We start from the raw sequence: 16577 nt of genomic DNA, 5'->3' as shown, positions 1-16577 counted from the left end.
CCAGTGCCGATCATGTTTTCAGAGGGCAGAGGCAACAAGTAGGACGCTTCCGAGCGCCGAATAGGAAACTTCTGAAAGTGCCGGAATACCACTTGTTTTCATGCAGTGGGGCCGCATAGCGGCCCTGTCAGCATCAGCGCCCAACCTCCTGCTTGAAACGCAAGCGCCAGCCATGCAGTAACGGTTCGGTATAGCCACTGGGCTGCTGCCGCCCCTTGAACACCAGCTCCCGCGCAGCGCGGAAGGCATGCGATGCCTCGAAACCGGCGGCCATCGGCCGGTACGCCGGGTCCCCGGCATTCTGCTGGTCGACCACGCCGGCCATGCGTTGCAAGGTCGCCTCGACCTGCTCGGCATCGACCACCCCGTGGTGCAGCCAGTTGGCAATGTGCTGCGCGGAAATCCGCAGGGTCGCGCGGTCTTCCATCAGGCCCACATCATGGATATCCGGCACCTTGGAACAGCCGACCCCTTGCTCGACCCAGCGCACCACGTAACCGAGGATACCCTGGCAGTTGTTGTCCAGCTCGGCCTGGATTTCGGCTGCGCTCCAGCGCCGCTCGGGGCTGACCGGGACACTGAGCAAGTCATGCAGCAACTCGGCGCGCTGGGCATTCAGGTCAACCTGTTCCAGCGTTTGCTGCACGGCCGCCACATCCACCTGGTGGTAGTGCAGCGCATGCAGTGTCGCGGCTGTGGGCGAGGGCACCCAGGCCGTGTTGGCGCCGGCCCTGGGCTGGGCGACTTTCTGTTCCAGCATGGCCGCCATCAGGTCGGGCATGGCCCACATGCCCTTGCCGATCTGCGCCTTGCCGCGCAGGCCACAGGCCAGCCCCACCAGTACGTTGCTGCGCTCGTAGGCCTGGATCCAGGCACTGCCTTTCATGTCGCCCTTGCGCAGCATGGCGCCGGCTTCCATGGCCGTGTGCATCTCGTCACCGGTGCGGTCGAGGAAGCCGGTGTTGATGAACACCACCCGTGACGCGGCGCTGGCGATGCAGGCCTTGAGGTTGACGCTGGTACGCCGCTCCTCGTCCATGATGCCCATCTTCAGCGTATTTGCGGGAAGGCCCAACAGGGCTTCGACGCGGCCGAACAGCTGGTCGGCAAAGGCCACCTCGGCCGGCCCGTGCATCTTCGGCTTGACGATGTACAGGCTGCCCTCGCGGGAATTGCCGCGGCGCTTGAGGTCATGCAGGCCGATCAGGCTGGTGACCACGGCATCGAGGATGCCTTCCGGGATTTCCCGGCCATCACGGTCGTGGATGGCCGGGTTGGTCATCAGGTGGCCGACGTTGCGGATGAACAGCAGCGAGCGGCCCGGCAGGGTCAGTGGCTGGCCGTCTGCGCCGTGGTAGTGGCGGTCTTCGGCCAGGGTGCGTGCGAAGGTTTTGCCGCCCTTGCTGACCTGCTCGCTGAGGTCGCCCTTCATCAGGCCCAGCCAGTTGCGGTAGACGTTGACCTTGTCGTCGGCATCCACGGCGGCTACCGAGTCTTCGCAGTCGATGATGGTGGTGAGCGCGGCCTCCAGCAGGATGTCCTTGACCCCGGCCGGGTCCTGCTGGCCGATGGCGTTGGCCGGGTCGACCTGGATTTCGAAATGCAGCTGGTGATGCTGCAACAGGATCGCTGTTGGCGTGTTCGGCTCACCTTGGTAGCCACGCAGTTGCGCGGGGTGCATGAGGCCCACCTGGCGGTCATCGGCCAGGGTTACCTGCAGCGTGTCCTGGCTGATCGCGTAGGCCTTGGCGTCGTTGTGCGACGCACCGTCGAGCGGGGCAGCGGTGTCGAGGAACTGCCGGCCATAGGCGATCACCCTGGCGCCGCGTCGCGGGTTGTAGCCCTGGCCACGTTCGGCGCCATCGGTTTCGGCGATGGCATCGGTGCCGTACAGGGCATCGTACAGCGAGCCCCAGCGGGCGTTGGCGGCGTTGAGGGCGTAGCGGGCGTTGCTCAGTGGCACCACCAGTTGCGGGCCGGCCTGCACGGCGATCTCGCGGTCGACGTTGCGGGTGCTGACCTGCACGCTTGCCGGGGGCTCCACAAGGTAGCCGATGCCTTGCAGGAAGTGCTGGTAGGCGGCCATGTCACGGATCGGGCCGGGGTGCTGGCGGTGCCAGTTGTCCAGTGCTGCTTGCAGGCGCTCGCGTTCGGCGAGCAGGGCGCGGTTTTGTGGTGCGAGGTCGTGGATCAGGGTGCTGAAGCCTTGCCAGAAGGTGCGGGCTTCGATGCCGGTGCCGGGGAGGGCTTCATCTTCGATGAAGCGCTGCAGGGTGGGGGCGATCTGGAGTGGATGGTTTGGCATTGTCTGTTCGCTCGATGTTCAGTCTTCTGGGTAAATGTTGCTTTTGCCGGCCCTTTCGCGGGTGAACCCGCTCCCACAGGGCTTTCACAAGGCCTGAGGCCTGTGCAGCACCTGTGGGAGCGGGTTTACCCGCGAAGAGGCCGGCACAGGATTCAGAGGGCAGCCGCCCCGGCCTTGGCCACCTCGGCATCCTGCTCGGCCTTGACCCCGGACACGCCGATCGCCCCCACCACCTGCCCATCCACCCGCAGCGGCACGCCACCTTCCAGGCTGGTCAGCAGCGGCGCGGTGACGAAAGCGGTACGGCCACCATTGACCATCTCCTCGTAATCCCGCGTCTCCTTGCGCCCCAGCGCGGCAGTGCGGGCCTTTTCCATTGCGATGTAGGCGCTGGCCGGCGCGCAGCCGTCCAGGCGCTCCAGGGCCAGCGGGTGGCCGCCATCGTCGACCACGGCGATGGTCACGTTCCATTGTTGCGCCTGGGCTTGCTGGCGGGCGGCGGTCAGCACGCGGGCGACTTCGGCCTGGCCGATCACGGACTTGCTATGCATGGTGGTTCTCCGGGTTCAAGGCTGCTTCGACGATTTCGATCCAGTGCCGCACCGGTGTGCGCCCGGCCCCGTCGAGGTGGGCCTGGCAGCCGATGTTGGCGGTGGCGATGACTTGCGGTTTGCCGCTTTCCAGGGCGTTGAGGCGGTTGTCGCGCAGTTGTAGCGACAGCTCGGGCTGGGTCAGCGAATAGGTGCCGGCCGAGCCGCAGCACAGGTGGCCGTCCGGTACCGGGGTCAAGGTAAAGCCCAGGCGTGTCAGCAACGCCTCCACCGCACCCCCCAGCTTCAGCGCGTGCTGCAGGGTGCATGGGCAATGGAAGGCCAGGCGCTGTTCGGCGCACAGGCCCAGTTGCTCGACCGGCTCGTCGCGCAGCACCTCCACCAGGTCGCGGGACAGGGCGCTGACCCGTGCGGCCTTGGCGGCGTAGCGTGGGTCCTTTTCCAGCAGGTGGCCGTAGTCACGCACGAACGCGCCGCAGCCGCTGGCGGTTTGCACGATGGCCTCGGCGCCGGCTTCGATGGCTGGCCACCAGGCATCGATATTGCGCCGCGCCCGTTGCAGGCCTTGTTCCTGGGCATTGAGGTGATAGTCCACCGCGCCACAGCAGCCGGCCTGCTGGATCGGCACCACGCTGATGCCCAGGCGGTCCAGCAGGCGTGCGGCGGCGGCATTGGTGTTGGGCGACAGGGCCGGTTGCACGCAGCCTTCCAGCATCAGCACCCGCCGCGCATGGCGCGGTGCGGGGCGTTGGCCGGGGGCGGTGACCCGCGCCGGCAGCTTGCGCTTGAGCGTGGCCGGCAGCAGCGGGCGCAGGGCCTGGCCGCTGCGGGTCAGGGCCTTGAACAGCGCCGGCCGTGGCACCACTGCACGCAGGCCCTGGCGCAGCAGGCGCTGGCCGAGCGGGCGTGGCACCTGCTGTTCGACCACGGCGCGGCCGATGTCCAGCAGGTCGTGGTACTTCACCCCGGAAGGGCAGGTGGTTTCACAGTTGCGGCAGGTCAGGCAGCGATCCAGGTGCAACTGGGTGCTGGCGGTGATCGGCGCGCCTTCGAGCATCTGCTTGATCAGGTAGATGCGCCCGCGTGGGCCGTCCAGTTCATCGCCCAGCAGCTGGTAGGTGGGGCACGTGGCGGTGCAGAAACCACAGTGCACGCAGGAGCGCAGGATGCTTTCGGCTTCGTCGGCGCGGGCCAGTTGCCGGGCGGTTTCGCTCAGGTTGGTTTGCATGGTCTGGCCTCACAGGTCCGGGTACAGGCGGCCAGGGTTGAACACCCCCTGGGGGTCGAGTTGCTGCTTGAGCGCACGGTGGTAGCGCATCAGCGCGGCGGGCAGCGGTGGGCTGCTGGCAGCGCCAGGGGCATGGCAGGTGGCGTGGCCGCCGACCTTGGCGACCTGCTCGCGGATGTGCTGCGCCGGTGCCGTGGACTTGAGCCAGCGCTGCGCGCCCCCCCAGTCGATCAGCTGCTGGCCGGGCAGCTCCAGCTCGCCGGTGGCGTTGGGCACGGACAGGCGCCACAGCGGCGCGGGGCCGGCAAAGAACGCCAGGCGCTGCTCGCGCAGGTCGCTCCAGAAGCTGCTGTCCAGTGCCTCGCCGCCCAGGCGCTGGCGTGCCGACTGCACCGAGCCTTCGCCGCCTTCCAGGCGCAGGTACAGCGCGTCGCCGTCATGGCAGGCCGCGCTGATCGGCAGCGGCTGCTGGCCCCATTCAGCCAGCTCCGCCAGCGCCTGCTGGCGGCCCATCGGCAGGCGCAGGCTGAGGCACTGGCGCGGGCGTGGCAGCACTTTCAGCGACACCTCGGTCAGCAGCCCGAGGCAGCCGAAGCTGCCCGCCATCAGCCGCGACACGTCGTAGCCGGCAACGTTTTTCATCACTTCGCCACCAAAGCGCAACAGCTTGCCGTGGCCGGTGATCACCCGCGTGCCCAGCACATAGTCGCGCACCGACCCGGCCCACGGCCGCCTTGGGCCGGACAGCCCGGCCGCGACCATGCCACCCAGGGTGGCGTCGGGGCCCAGGTGCGGTGGTTCACAGGGCAGCATCTGGCCAGCTTCGTGCAGTGCCGCCTCGATCTCGCGCAGCGGCGTGCCGGCGCGGGCAGTCAGCACCAGTTCGGTCGGGTCGTAGCTGACGATGCCGCGGTGGCTGCGGGTGTCCAGCACCTCGCCGGTCACCGGGCAGCCGAGCATGGCCTTGCTGTTGCCGCCCTGGATACGCAGCGGCGTGGCCTGGTTCAGCGCCTGGTTGACCTGCTCCAGCAGGGCCTGGCTGATGTCGCGGTCCATGCTCATCAGAAACGCTCCAGTTCAGGGAAGGGCAATTGCCCATGGTGCACGTGCATGGCGCCGAATTCGGCGCAGCGGTGCAGGGTGGGGATGTTCTTGCCGGGGTTGAGCAGGCCCTGTGGGTCGAAGGCGGCCTTGACCGCATGGAACAGGGTGATTTCGTCGCTGTTGAACTGTGCGCACATCTGGTTGATTTTCTCGCGCCCCACACCGTGCTCGCCGGTGATGCTGCCGCCCACGGCCACGCACAGTTCGAGGATCTTGCCGCCGATGGCTTCGGCACGTTCCAGCTCGCCTGGCAGGTTGGCATCGAACAGGATCAGCGGGTGCATGTTGCCGTCGCCGGCGTGGAACACGTTGGCCACGCGCAGGCCGTATTCACCGGACAGTTCGCTGATGCCCTTGAGCACCCGTGGCAGTTCGCGGCGCGGAATGGTGCCGTCCATGCAGTAGTAGTCCGGGGAGATGCGCCCCACCGCCGGGAAGGCATTCTTGCGCCCGGCCCAGAAGCGCACGCGCTCGGCCTCGTCGCAGGCCAGCCGCACTTCACGCGCGCCGGCCTGGGCCAGCACGGCGGCGACCCGTTCGCAGTCGTCATGCACATCGGCCTCGACGCCATCCAGCTCGCACAGCAGGATGGCCGCCGCGTCCACCGGGTAACCGGCATGGATGAAGTCCTCGGCGGCGCGGATCGCCAGGTTGTCCATCATCTCCAGGCCGCCGGGGATGATCCCGGCAGCGATGATCTCGGCCACAGCCCGGCCGGCGTCCTCGACGCTGTCGAAGCTGGCCAGCAGCACCCGCGCCACCTGGGGCTTGGGCAGCAGCTTGACGGTGACTTCGGTGACGATGCCGAGCATGCCTTCGGAGCCGGTGAACAGTGCCAGCAGGTCGAAACCGGGGCTGTCCAGGGCATCGCTGCCGAGGGTCAGGCGTTCGCCCTCGACCGTGAGGATTTCCACCTTGAGCAGGTTGTGCACGGTCAGGCCGTACTTCAGGCAGTGCACGCCACCGGCGTTCTCCGCAACATTGCCGCCGATGGAGCAGGCTATCTGCGAGGATGGGTCCGGCGCATAGTACAAGCCGTGGGGCGCGGCAGCCTGGGAGATGGCCAGGTTGCGCACGCCGGGCTGCACACGGGCGAAGCGGCCTTGCGGGTTGACCTCGAGAATGCGGTTGAAACGCGCCATCACCAGCAGGATGCCTTTTGCCAGCGGCAGGGCGCCGCCCGACAGGCCGGTACCGGCGCCGCGTGCCACCACCGGCACACCACGTTGGTGGCAGAGCCTGAGCAGGGCCTGCACCTGCTCCAGGCGCTCGGGCAGCACCACCAGCAGCGGCACCGTGCGGTAGGCTGAGAGGCCGTCGCATTCATAGGGCTTGAGGTCTTCCTCGCGGTGCAGGATCTCGAGGTCCGGCAGGGCAGCGCGCAGCGCTTGCAGCAGCGCCCCCCGGTCCACGTCAGGCAGCGCGCCATCGACGCGTTCGTCATACAGGATATTCATCGGCTCACTCGGCAACGGTTTTTGTTGTTGTTGGCAAAGCGCTCACCCTTGCAGCCTGCGCGTGGCAGCCGCCGCGGTCGAGCACGGGGTTAACTGGTCCTACCAGTTTTTGCGACGGGTACTGGTTATTGACGGCTTTGCCCGGCTAGATTGAGGCAGGTGGTCGAAGTGGTCCTACCAGCAGGAGGGTACGCAGTGGGTACTGAAGGCAAGGCCAAGGTCGCCGACCAGGTGGCCGAACGGGTCGAGCGGCTGATCGTCGAAGGCGTGCTCAAGGTGGGCCAGGCCCTGCCGTCGGAGCGGCGCCTGGTGGACAAGCTGGGCTGCTCGCGCTCGGCGCTGCGTGAAGGCCTGCGCATCCTGCGCGGGCGCGGCATCATCGACACCGAGCAGGGGCGGGGCTCGTTCGTTGCCGACCTGACGGGCCATGCGGGCGCCACGCCGTTGATGCACCTGTTCGGTTCGCAGCCGCGCACGCTGTTCGACCTGCTGGAAGTGCGGGCGTTGCTGGAGGCCGAATCGGCGCGCCTGGCGGCGTTGCGGGCCACCGAGGTCGACCGTTTGCTGATCCGCCGGCGCTATGAAGAAATGCTGGCTGCGCACGACGCCCCCGAAGCGATCGATGCCCGTGAACATGCCCGCCGCGACCATGCCTTTCACCGGGCGATCAGCGAGGCGTCGCACAACCCGGTGCTGGTGCATACCTTGCAATCGCTCAGTGACCTGACCTTGAGCACGGTATTCGCCTCGGTCAACAACCTGTATTGCCGGCCAGCGCAGAAGCGCCAGATCGACCGCCAGCATGCGCGGTTGTATCACGCGGTGATGGAGCAGCTGCCCGAGCAGGCGCAGCGTGCGGCGCGCGAACATATCAACGGGATCCGCGACAGTTTGCGGGAGATCGAGCAGGAAGAGCAGCGGCTGGTAAGGGCTACCATGCGCATGGATGGCTGGGGTTGAGGTTTTGCCTGTGCCGACCCTTTCGCGGGTAAACCCGCTCCCACAGGGGACCGCACTGGGTTTGAAGTGGGTGCGGTTCCTGTGGGAGCGGGTTTACCCGCGCAGAGGCCGGTGCAGGATTACCTCAATCAATGATCGGCTATGCGGTCATCCTGCGAGAGGAGGGCCCGGGCCAGTTCTTCATCATTGGCCTGCAGGCCTGGGTTGTCCTTGCGGGCTTGTTCCAGCGCCGACTCCACATAGGCGCCACGGATTGCACCACCGCTGGCGACGTAGGCCGAAAGCTCGTCGCGTGCCGGGATGATCCGTTTGTCGTCCTTGAAGGTCGAGTAAAGCGAGGCGGAAACACCGGCCGAGGTTGCGACGTCGCCTGCGTCGACGTCAGCCAGGGCAGCACCGGCAGGCAGCAGGAGCAGCAGCGCAGGGGCGAGGAGTAGGTGGCGCATGGTGTGATCTCCAGTAGCATGAAGCCCAAGTAATTGAACCACTCAGTGTTTAAGAAAGCGCAGGCGGGGTGGTAGTTCCCTTGTTCAACGCTGGAGATTGCCGGGGCTGCTGCGCAGCCCATCGCCGGCAAGCCAGCTCCCACACGACCGCGCTGCCCTTGAGGGCTGTGCAGTACCTGTGGGAGCTGGCTTGCCGGCGATAGGGCCCTGTCAGGCGAGTTGGTAAGTAGTCTTCACCCGGGTAATGAGTGGTGCTCGGGTGGGGACTATGACGGGAGGGACGGGGAATAAGATGTTCTGGCTGCGCGCATTGACCCTGTCGGGCCAGGCGTGATCTGCTCGGCCCGATGGCCCAATCATTCAATGGATACTGAAGGTTCTCACCCATGCCCGACTACAAGCTGCATTGTTTCGCCGAATCCGGTAACGCCTACAAGGCCGCCCTGATGCTTGAGCTCACAGGCCAGGACTGGCAGCCGGTGTTCGTCGATTTCTTCAATGGCCAGACTCGTGAACAAGCCTGGCGCGACGAAGTGAACGAGCAGGGCGAGGTGCCGGTGCTGGAGCACGCCGGCAAATCCTTCACCCAGTCTGCGCTGATCCTTGACTACCTTGCGGAGAAAACCGGGCAGTTCGGCCCCCGCGACGAAGACGAAAAGCGCGAGATCTGGCGCTGGATGCTGTTCGACAACCACAAGTTCACCAGTTACTACGCGGCGCTGCGCTTTCTTTTCTGCCTGAAGAAAACCGGTGAAACGGACGTGACCCGGTTCCTGCGTGAACGTGCCTTGGCGGCCTACCGTATTGTCGACGCGCACTTGGCGAAGACGCCATTCATGGTCGGTGGCCGGCTGACGATCGCTGACCTGTCGCTGGCCGGGTATGTGTTCATGCCGGAGGACACTGGCATTGCGTTGGCGCAGTTCACCCACATCGAGGCATGGAAGGCGCGAATCCAGGCGTTGCCAGGCTGGAAGCACCCGTATGATCTGATGCCCCGCGCGGCCTCCTGAGCAACCCGGCTCGCCAGGCCATGGTGCAGCGGCCTTTGGCGAGCCAGCCATTCTGATGACCGGTCGGTGACAAGCGAAGCGGTGTAGCTACGCTCAAAAAATCAAGAAACATTCTGAAATATATGGCCGGCAGGCCCAGATGGATCTCGTTCAACCGCTAGATGGATGGCCGCGCTGGTTAGCAGGTCGCCCCATGGGGGGCCGGAAATCACCGGGTGCGTAGTGCAGCCCGGTGCTACTCCAAGCGGAGGCTCATGATGCTCAGGAAATGTTTGTTGGCTTTGGCTATCGGTGCAGTGTTGTCGGCTTCGGCCGTGTTGGTGCCTGACTCCATTGGCGGTACCTCCAGCGCATATGCGAAAGATGGTGGTGGTGGCGGAGGCAGCGGCGGTGGTGGTGGCCATGGCGGCGGAGGTGGTGGTAGTGGTGGCGGCGGTGGCCATGGTGGCGGCGGTGGTCATGGTGGCGGCGGTGGTCATGGCGGTGGAGGTGGTGGTAGCGGCGGCGGTGGCTCGGGTGGTGGCCACGGCGGCAGTGGCAGCGGGCATAGTGGCGATGGTGGTGGGCATGGCGGCCCAGGCCATGATGGCCGCGGGCGCAATGGTGCTGATGATGGCGCCGACCACGAGGCCAACCACGAAGCAAATCATGAAGCCAACCATGAGGCGAATCACGAAGCGAATCACGACGTGGGCGAGCCCCACGGTGTAGGGCATGGCGCTGATGATGGGGCTGACCATGATGTTGGGGATGATCGCGGAGGCGACCGGAACTAGCAATTTGGGTGTCTGTGCCGGCCCTTTCGCGGGTAAACCCGCTCCCACAGGTACTGTGCCGATCTCAAGCTGGCGCGGCCCCTGTGGGAGCGGGTTTACCCGCGAAAGGGCCGGCGCAGGTTTACAAGCGTTCAGATCGACAACCGCACCACCCGGTTATCCAGCACCTGCTGCTCCTGCCCCCGCCGCTTGTTCACCACCAACTCGCCAATCGCAATCAGCCGGGTACGGGTGATGTTGCGCGACAGCCCCAGCAACTGCGCGGTATGCACCTGGTTGTAATGGCAGAACCGATATGCCGACCGCAGCAGGGCATTTTCCACCTTCTCGTACAGGTCACCCGACTGCTCTTCGAACAAGCGGCTGAACGCCCGCTGCAGCAGATCCTCCACACCATTGCCCGCAGGCTCTTCCTCCTGCCGTTCGATACGCAGGTTGGACAAGCGCAGGTCCTGCGCCTGCACCGTACCGTCGCCGCAGGTCAGCAAGCTGTGGTGAATCACGTTCTCCAGCTCGCGGATGTTGCCCGGCCAACTGTATTCCACCAGCTTGGCCTGGGCCTTGGCGCTCAGCTCCACCGGCCCGTAGCCCAGCCGGTCGCTGTAGCTGCGGATGAAGTGCCGGGCCAGCGGCAGGATGTCACCCGGGCGGTCGCGCAACGGGTGCAACTGCAAGGTCACCACGTTCAGCCGGTAGTACAGGTCTTCGCGAAAATGCCCGGCGTTGATGGCCTTTTCCAGCTGCACGTTGGTCGCCGCCAGTACCCGCACATTGATCGGGATGCTCTTGCGCGACCCCAGCCGCACCACTTCGCGCTCCTGCAGCACGCGCAGCAGCTTGACCTGGATCGGCAGCGGCAGGTCGCCGATTTCGTCGAGGAACAGCGTGCCGCCGTTGGCTTCCTCGAACCAGCCGGCCTTGGCCGCCAGGGCACCGGTGAAGGCGCCTTTTTCATGGCCGAACAGCTCCGCCTCGACCAGCGATTCGGAAAAGGCACCGCAGTTGACCGCGACGAACGGGCCGTTGCGCCGGCCGCTGAGGTTGTGGATGTGGCGTGCGACCAGCTCCTTGCCCGTGCCGGTTTCGCCGATGATCAGCACGCTGGCCTCGCTGGGGGCGACCTGTTGCAGGTGGGCGAGCAGCGCCTGCGACCTGGGGTCTTCGAAAACCTGTGCGGTGGCCCGGATCGAGGTGGCCAGTGTCGGGGACGGGGGGAGGGTCAGCAGTTGCATGGGCAATCCTCAGGAATAGAAGGATGGGGCAGGGCGCTTGTCGTTGAGGGCCCACTCGCCGAGTTCGTGGATGCGGTAGTCCACCGGGTCGTGCAGGGTTTGCGTGCGCAGGTTGCGCCAGTGCCGGTCGAAGCGCAGCGAAGCATGGGTGGCGCGGGCGCCGGTGACCTCGAACAGGCGGTTGCAGATGTCCAGGCCATGGCGGCTGGCGGCAACCTTGGCGGTGCCGATGGCCAGGGCCAGGTCGCCGCGCTCTTGCGCCGTGAGGGCGTGCTCCCTGGCCCAGGCGGCATCGAGCTGGCGTGCGGCCCGTTCGATCAGCAGGCGCACGCTCTCCAGGCCGACCCAGAACTCGCCGTAATGGCGCAGCACGTATGGGTCTTCGGCGCTGCTGGCGGCGCTGGAGCGGAACCACGGCCGGCTTTCCTTGAGCGTGTACTGGCGGGCCTCCTCGAACGCCCCCTCGGCGATGCCGAGGAACAGGTTGGCGAAGTGCAACTGGGCAATCAGCGGGCGCAGGGCGGCGAACGGCGTGCTCAAGGGGCCTGGGTCGAGCAGCAGTTCGTTGTGCTCCACCCGTACCCGCTCGAAGGTGGCGCTGCCGCTGTCGGTCTGGCGCTGGCCGATGTTGTTCCAGTCACTGTGCAGGCTGATGCCGGTACGGCCACTGGGGATGGCGGCGATCAGCAGCTTGCCGCCGGCACGTTCGTCCACCGCCGAGGCGATGAGCATTTCCGAATCGCTGGCGCCGGAGCAGAAGCTTTTCTTGCCGGAAAACTCGCACCAGCCATCGAAGTGCTTGACCACGGTGCGGGTGTCCAGCGGGTTCAAGGCATTGCCCCAGAACCACTGCTTGCGGGCGGTCTGCTCGAACCACGGTTGCCATTGGTCCGGGCGCGAGAACAGGCGCACGGTGGCCAGCATCAGGTGATGGAAGCCGAACACGTGGGCGATGGAGCTGTCGACCCGGGCGAACTCGCGCACCACCGCGAAGGTGTCGTGCCAGTTGGCGCCCTGGCCGCCGAAGGCCTGCGGGATCACCAGCGACAGCAGGCCGCTGTCACGCAGGGCGTCGCGCTCGGCTTTTGGCGTGCCGCCGCGTTCATCGCGCTCGACGGCGGTCTGGGCAAACTGCCCGGCCAGTTCGCGGGCGATGGCCAAGGCAGGGCGCCGGGGGGTATTCACAGGTGCATTCATGGCCGCTCCTCAGGCGCTCTTGCGCAGCGCATGATGGGCGCCGAACAGCGGCACGGCGCGCTCGGCGGCCAGGCGGATACGGGCGGCCAGGGCTGCGCTGGACACCCGGTAGTCGGCCATTTCCGCCTGGCTGGCGAACACGCCGATGGGCAGGGTCAGGGCTTGCAGGAAGCTGAACAGTGGGCGCAGCTGGTGGTCGAGCACCAGCGCGTGGCGCTCGCTGCCGCCGGTGGCGGCGAGCAGCACCGGGGTGTCGACCAGGGCGTCCTGGCCGATCAGGTCGAACAGGTGCTTGAAGTGGCCGGTGAAGCTGCCGCGGTACACCGGCGTGGTCACCACCAGCAGGTCGGCTTTTTCCACCAGGCGCAGTTGCTGTTCCACGGCCTCGGGCAGTTCGCTGCGCCACAGGGCGCTGCCCAACGGGCGGGCGATCTCGCCCAGTTCGATCAGGTGCGGCTTGATGTGCAGGTGCTGGGCCAGTTCGGCGAGGATTGCCTCGGTCAGGGCCAGGGTGCGCGAAGGGCGGGCAGTGCCGCCGGACAGGGCTACGACGTTCAGTGGGGTGCTCATGGGCAGGTCTCCGGTTCTGGTTGAGCGGGGGACTTTGCTTGAGCAATCGTCGTGCCGAGTTTGAATGTGCTTTTATTTCAACTGGTTAGCGCTTTTCTGAAGGTTGCGGCGCTGTTGCCGTGTGGGCGTTGCCTGTTGATCGTGTGTTGCGCTGCAGACAGTTGGCCAAGTGTTGGCGGCTGTGCAGTTGGGGGATTTATAGAGGATTACGGAATGATAAAAAAGGAATAAGATTTTATATTATTATTCCTTTATGTTTTTTATGTACTGGGGCGGCTTCGCAGCCCATCGCGACACAAGGCCGCTCCTACAGGCGGACGCGGTCTCTTGTAGGAGCGGCCTTGTGTCGCGATGGGGCGCGAAGCGCCCCAAAGACCTAAGTGTGCGGCACGCTGCGAGGCACTACCCCACCCGCATACTCCGGCTTCAGATGCCCCTGCTCATCCAGCAGATAGGCATCCATCACCTCCCGCACCACCGGTCCTGCCACCCGCCCGCCGGCTTCACCGTTCTCGATCATCACCGCCACCACCACACTCGGGTGATCAGCCGGGGCAAAGCCGACGAACAGGGCATTGTCGCGGTGCCGCTCCAGGGTCTTGTCGCGGTTGTAGCGTTCGCCCTGCTTGATCGCCACCACCTGCGCGGTGCCGCTCTTGCCGGCAATCCGGTATTGCGCACCGGCCGCGGCAGCGCGGGCGATGCCGCGCGGGTCGTGCATGACCATCTGCATGCCCTGGCTGACCTGATCCCAGGCGTGCCTGTCGTGCAGCACGATATTGGGCATCGGGTTGGGGTCTACCGGCGCATCGCCGCCCACGGTCATGGCCAGGTGCGGGCGGTGCCACACGCCCTTGCTCGCCAGCAGGCTGGTGGCCTGGGCCAGCTGCAGCGGGGTGACCTGCATGTAGCCCTGGCCGATGCCCAGGATCAGCGTCTCGCCCGGGAACCAGGCCTGGCGCCGGGTGGCGCGCTTCCACTCGGCCGACGGCATCAGCCCGGACGCCTCCTCGAACATGTCCAGCGACACCTTCTGGCCCAGGCCGAACTCGGCCATGTAGTCGTGCAGGCGGTCGATGCCCAGCTTGTGCGCCAGGTCGTAGAAGTAGGTGTCGTTGGAACGCATGATGGCGGTGTACATATCCACCCAGCCATCGCCGCTGCGGTTCCAGTTGCGGTATTTGTGGTCGTAGTTGGGCAGCTCGTAGTAGCCGGGGTCGAACACCCGGCTGCCCGGGGTGATCACGCCGCTGTCGAGGCCGGCAATGGCCACCTCCGGCTTCACCGTCGAACCGGGGGCATACAGGCCGCGCAGCACGCGGTTGAACAGCGGGCGGTCGATGGAATCGCGCAGGGCGGCGTACTGTTTGAAGCTGATGCCCTTGACGAACAGGTTGGGGTCGAAGCTGGGGTTGCTGACCATCGCCAGCACGTCGCCATTGGCCGGGTCGAGCACCACCACCGAGCCGCGGCGGTCGCCCAGGGCCTTTTCCGCGGCCAGTTGCAGGTGGGCGTCCAGGGTCAGGACGATGTCCTGGCCCGGGGTCGGGGCCTTGTGGTTGAGCACACGCATCACCCGGCCCTGGGCGTTGGTCTCGACCTCCTCGTAGCCCACATGACCGTGCAGCTGGCTTTCGTAGAAGTGCTCGATGCCGGTCTTGCCGATCGACTGGGTGCCCCGGTATTCGGTGCTGTCGAGGGTCTTGGCCTCTTTCTCGTTGATGCGCCCCACATAGCCCACCGAGTGGGCGAAATGCTCGGCCAGCGGGTACTCGCGGATGAACTGTGGTTCCACCTCCAGGCCTGGCAGGCGGAACTGGTTCACCGCCACTAGGGCGATCTGCTCTTCGCTCAGGCCGACCATCAGGGTCACCGGCTCGAACGGCTTGCGGCCACGGCGCAGGTCCTTGTCGAACTGCTTGCGGTCGTCGTCGGTCAGGCTCAGCACCTGGGCCAGGGTATCGAGGACCTTGGCCGTGTCACCGCCGGCCCGCTCGCGGGTCATGGTCAGGTCGAAACTGGGCTTGTTGTCGGCCAGCACCACGCCGTTGCGGTCGTAGATCAGCCCGCGCTCGGGGGCGATGGGCAGCACGTGCACGCGGTTGTTTTCCGATACGGCGGTCTGCTGGTCGTGTTGCAGCACCTGCAGCACATAGAGCCGGCCCACCAGGACGGCGACCAGGCTGAAGACCAGGGCGGCGCAGGCCAGAAGCCGGCGGTTGACCAGGTGCTTTTCCTTTTCGTGGTCCTTGAGGGGTATGGGTTGCGGCATCGGGGTTCTGTCTGCTGATGGTGTGGCTGGGTGAGGTGTGAGCGCTGTGGGCACGCGCCTGTGGGAGCGGGTGTGCCCGCGAATGGGCCGCGCAGCGGCCCCGGGGGGCGGTGATGCTACGCAAGGTAGTGAGCCCCCTCAAGGTGAAGGCCTGCGGCTGCAGAAGCGAAGAGGGCTGCCACGCCCGCAATCAGGGCGCTCGCCAGCAAAATGAAGATTTGTTCATGGCGGCAGTGCGTTGGTGGGGGTGGCTGAAAGCCAGGCGTGATTGAACGGAGGTATTGGTCAAGCGCTAGAAAGCTTGTGCGTGCCTCTGCGGGAGAAACTGTCGGGCGCAATGAGGGAGATTGCCCAGCCCTTTTGGGCTGCGCTGTCGCGCAGAGAACAAATATCGCTCTTTGTAGGAGCAGCCTTGTGCTGCGAAGAGGCCGGTACTGACAAAGCCTGTCTATTGTCTGTACCGGCCTCTTCGCAGCACAAGGCTGCTCCTACAGAACCTCGCTGAACCAATGAGTCATGTGTTGTTCTACGAGAGCGGGCGATCCCGCGAACACGGGCACAGCCCGTGCCATATACCGCGATGTGGTTTCATGAGGCCGACTCCTTTAACCTTGCGCCCTGTGCTTGGATACGTTCTCTGTTTTTGCTAACCCGAATGGGTCTAGCCACAGTATGGGCTGTAAACGTAGGTAGATAAGCTTTGAACGTCCGCGTATCCAACCGGATCCCTCCTGATAAACCAACCTACCAGCGGATCATAGAGCCGATTTCGGGCGTAATTCAGCTCGTCTAATCACTCTTTGTTTCAGGTGCGCTGCAGAAAATCAGATTACCATGATCGTTTTCAGCTATCATCCAGCTTAATTGCTTATCAACTATGTAGTGTTCGAAGTGTCTACAATCATCAAGTATTGAAATTATATTTTTAAATGGCAGGCTAAAGAGGAGCTTTTCTTCGTTGTCTTCGTCCGCTATCAGCCATACATCTTCCAGTGGTTTTGGGGCTAATTCGCATAGGTGAAGATATCCGGTGTTGTCATCGAAATTTTGTATATTGGGCTTTGATCGCAATGATGTCTACCAAACGCGTGGGTTGCCTTTTATAAAGGTGGATTGAATCTTTGATAAGATTTCTTTTTTATGCGTGGGCTCTACGCGTGAAAGCTGTTGCTTGTCGAGCGCTTGAGAAATTTCTTCAGCGAATGTTAAAAAATTCAAGTGCATTGTGACCTCACTTTTTCATCGGGGCGATTCAGACGCTGCAGATCTGAGTAGATGGCAGACAAAGGTCCCGGACTCGAAAAATAGTGGGTGGTGTGGCTTTGCCTTCCAGAGTCCGGCACTCGTCGTAGTGTTGTATGTCCATGCCGGGCCGTCTTGCCGGGTGAGTCAGTTCTCGATTAATTTACGTTAGAATAGACTGGGTGTTTAATCCGGGGATTACTATCTCGACTAGGTTTGTAGTC

14 protein-coding genes are annotated in these 16577 nt (G+C 64.9%); 3 read left to right on the top strand and 11 right to left on the bottom strand.

Features of this window, described 5'->3' with window-relative positions; genetic code table 11:
* Positions 1–133 precede the first annotated feature (133 nt).
* From ABNP31_RS15750 to glcD, 5 genes are all read right to left on the bottom strand, one after another.
* The gene (locus tag ABNP31_RS15750; RefSeq protein WP_350012503.1) at positions 134–2305 is read right to left on the bottom strand and encodes a malate synthase G; all 2172 of its coding nucleotides are present in this window, start codon (positions 2303–2305) and stop codon (positions 134–136) included.
* A gap of 152 nt (positions 2306–2457) precedes the next feature.
* The gene (locus tag ABNP31_RS15745) at positions 2458–2856 is read right to left on the bottom strand and encodes a heme-binding protein (protein WP_085665143.1); all 399 of its coding nucleotides are present in this window, start codon (positions 2854–2856) and stop codon (positions 2458–2460) included.
* Positions 2849–4084 (bottom strand): glycolate oxidase subunit GlcF, encoded by a 1236-nt coding sequence (gene glcF, locus ABNP31_RS15740; RefSeq protein ID WP_075044902.1) that lies wholly within the window; start codon positions 4082–4084, stop codon positions 2849–2851. Before glcF ends, ABNP31_RS15745 begins: the two co-directional genes overlap by 8 nt.
* Positions 4085–4093: 9 nt before the next feature.
* The gene (glcE, locus tag ABNP31_RS15735) at positions 4094–5146 is read right to left on the bottom strand and encodes a glycolate oxidase subunit GlcE (RefSeq protein ID WP_350012502.1); all 1053 of its coding nucleotides are present in this window, start codon (positions 5144–5146) and stop codon (positions 4094–4096) included.
* A complete protein-coding gene (gene glcD, locus ABNP31_RS15730) occupies positions 5146–6645 on the bottom strand; it encodes a glycolate oxidase subunit GlcD (protein ID WP_350012501.1) in 1500 nt (499 codons plus the stop codon). The genes glcE and glcD overlap by 1 nt, the downstream gene beginning before the upstream one ends.
* A 195-nt stretch (positions 6646–6840) precedes the next feature.
* Here glcD and glcC point away from each other — a divergent pair, with 195 nt between their 5' ends.
* On the top strand, positions 6841–7605 hold the full coding sequence (glcC, locus tag ABNP31_RS15725) for a transcriptional regulator GlcC (protein ID WP_085665139.1): 765 nt from the start codon (positions 6841–6843) through the stop codon (positions 7603–7605).
* 128 nt (positions 7606–7733) lie between these two features.
* On the opposite strand, the gene ABNP31_RS15720 is transcribed toward glcC, so the two are convergent.
* Positions 7734–8051, bottom strand: a complete 318-nt coding sequence (locus ABNP31_RS15720) for a DUF2388 domain-containing protein (RefSeq protein WP_003260922.1) — start codon at positions 8049–8051, stop codon at positions 7734–7736.
* A gap of 386 nt (positions 8052–8437) precedes the next feature.
* On the opposite strand from ABNP31_RS15720, the gene ABNP31_RS15715 reads away from it, so the two are divergent.
* Both ABNP31_RS15715 and ABNP31_RS26240 read left to right on the top strand, forming a co-directional pair.
* Positions 8438–9064 (top strand): glutathione S-transferase family protein, encoded by a 627-nt coding sequence (locus tag ABNP31_RS15715; RefSeq protein WP_085665138.1) that lies wholly within the window; start codon positions 8438–8440, stop codon positions 9062–9064.
* Between the two features lie 254 nt (positions 9065–9318).
* Positions 9319–9840: a hypothetical protein gene (locus tag ABNP31_RS26240; protein WP_433916049.1), complete on the top strand. Its 522-nt coding sequence runs from the start codon at positions 9319–9321 to the stop codon at positions 9838–9840.
* Positions 9841–9971: 131 nt separating this feature from the next.
* Here the strand turns inward: ABNP31_RS26240 and sfnR are convergent, their stop codons facing one another.
* From sfnR to ABNP31_RS15685, 5 genes are all read right to left on the bottom strand, one after another.
* Positions 9972–11072, bottom strand: a complete 1101-nt coding sequence (sfnR, locus tag ABNP31_RS15705) for a sigma54-dependent transcriptional activator SfnR (RefSeq protein WP_025338722.1) — start codon at positions 11070–11072, stop codon at positions 9972–9974.
* Positions 11073–11081: 9 nt separating this feature from the next.
* On the bottom strand, positions 11082–12269 hold the full coding sequence (locus ABNP31_RS15700; RefSeq protein WP_085615236.1) for an acyl-CoA dehydrogenase family protein: 1188 nt from the start codon (positions 12267–12269) through the stop codon (positions 11082–11084).
* Between the two features lie 9 nt (positions 12270–12278).
* Positions 12279–12839, bottom strand: coding sequence for an FMN reductase (msuE, locus tag ABNP31_RS15695; protein WP_025338724.1), 561 nt, complete (start codon positions 12837–12839; stop codon positions 12279–12281).
* A gap of 376 nt (positions 12840–13215) precedes the next feature.
* Positions 13216–15111, bottom strand: a complete 1896-nt coding sequence (gene mrdA, locus ABNP31_RS15690) for a penicillin-binding protein 2 (RefSeq protein ID WP_025338725.1) — start codon at positions 15109–15111, stop codon at positions 13216–13218.
* A 789-nt stretch (positions 15112–15900) separates the two neighbouring features.
* Positions 15901–16182, bottom strand: a complete 282-nt coding sequence (locus ABNP31_RS15685) for a DUF6756 family protein (RefSeq protein ID WP_350012500.1) — start codon at positions 16180–16182, stop codon at positions 15901–15903.
* Positions 16183–16577 lie beyond the last annotated feature (395 nt).

It is taken from the genome of Pseudomonas asiatica, assembly GCF_040214835.1.
GTDB lineage: Bacteria > Pseudomonadota > Gammaproteobacteria > Pseudomonadales > Pseudomonadaceae > Aquipseudomonas > Aquipseudomonas putida_Z.
The sequence above is the reverse complement of the archived record's forward strand: the minus strand, read 5'-3'. Positions and strand labels throughout refer to the sequence as shown.

Excerpts from the sequence above, each read along its gene's own strand:
- ABNP31_RS15750 (WP_350012503.1), bottom strand. The coding sequence starts at position 2,305 with ATGCCAAACCATCCACTCCAGATCGCCCCCACCCTGCAGCGCTTCATC.
- ABNP31_RS15745 (WP_085665143.1), bottom strand. The coding sequence starts at position 2,856 with ATGCATAGCAAGTCCGTGATCGGCCAGGCCGAAGTCGCCCGCGTGCTG.
- glcF (WP_075044902.1), bottom strand. The coding sequence starts at position 4,084 with ATGCAAACCAACCTGAGCGAAACCGCCCGGCAACTGGCCCGCGCCGAC.
- glcE (WP_350012502.1), bottom strand. The coding sequence starts at position 5,146 with ATGAGCATGGACCGCGACATCAGCCAGGCCCTGCTGGAGCAGGTCAAC.
- glcD (WP_350012501.1), bottom strand. The coding sequence starts at position 6,645 with ATGAATATCCTGTATGACGAACGCGTCGATGGCGCGCTGCCTGACGTG.
- ABNP31_RS15720 (WP_003260922.1), bottom strand. The coding sequence starts at position 8,051 with ATGCGCCACCTACTCCTCGCCCCTGCGCTGCTGCTCCTGCTGCCTGCC.
- ABNP31_RS15715 (WP_085665138.1), top strand. The coding sequence starts at position 8,438 with ATGCCCGACTACAAGCTGCATTGTTTCGCCGAATCCGGTAACGCCTAC.
- ABNP31_RS26240 (WP_433916049.1), top strand. The coding sequence starts at position 9,319 with ATGATGCTCAGGAAATGTTTGTTGGCTTTGGCTATCGGTGCAGTGTTG.
- sfnR (WP_025338722.1), bottom strand. The coding sequence starts at position 11,072 with ATGCAACTGCTGACCCTCCCCCCGTCCCCGACACTGGCCACCTCGATC.
- ABNP31_RS15700 (WP_085615236.1), bottom strand. The coding sequence starts at position 12,269 with ATGAATGCACCTGTGAATACCCCCCGGCGCCCTGCCTTGGCCATCGCC.
- msuE (WP_025338724.1), bottom strand. The coding sequence starts at position 12,839 with ATGAGCACCCCACTGAACGTCGTAGCCCTGTCCGGCGGCACTGCCCGC.
- mrdA (WP_025338725.1), bottom strand. The coding sequence starts at position 15,111 with ATGCCGCAACCCATACCCCTCAAGGACCACGAAAAGGAAAAGCACCTG.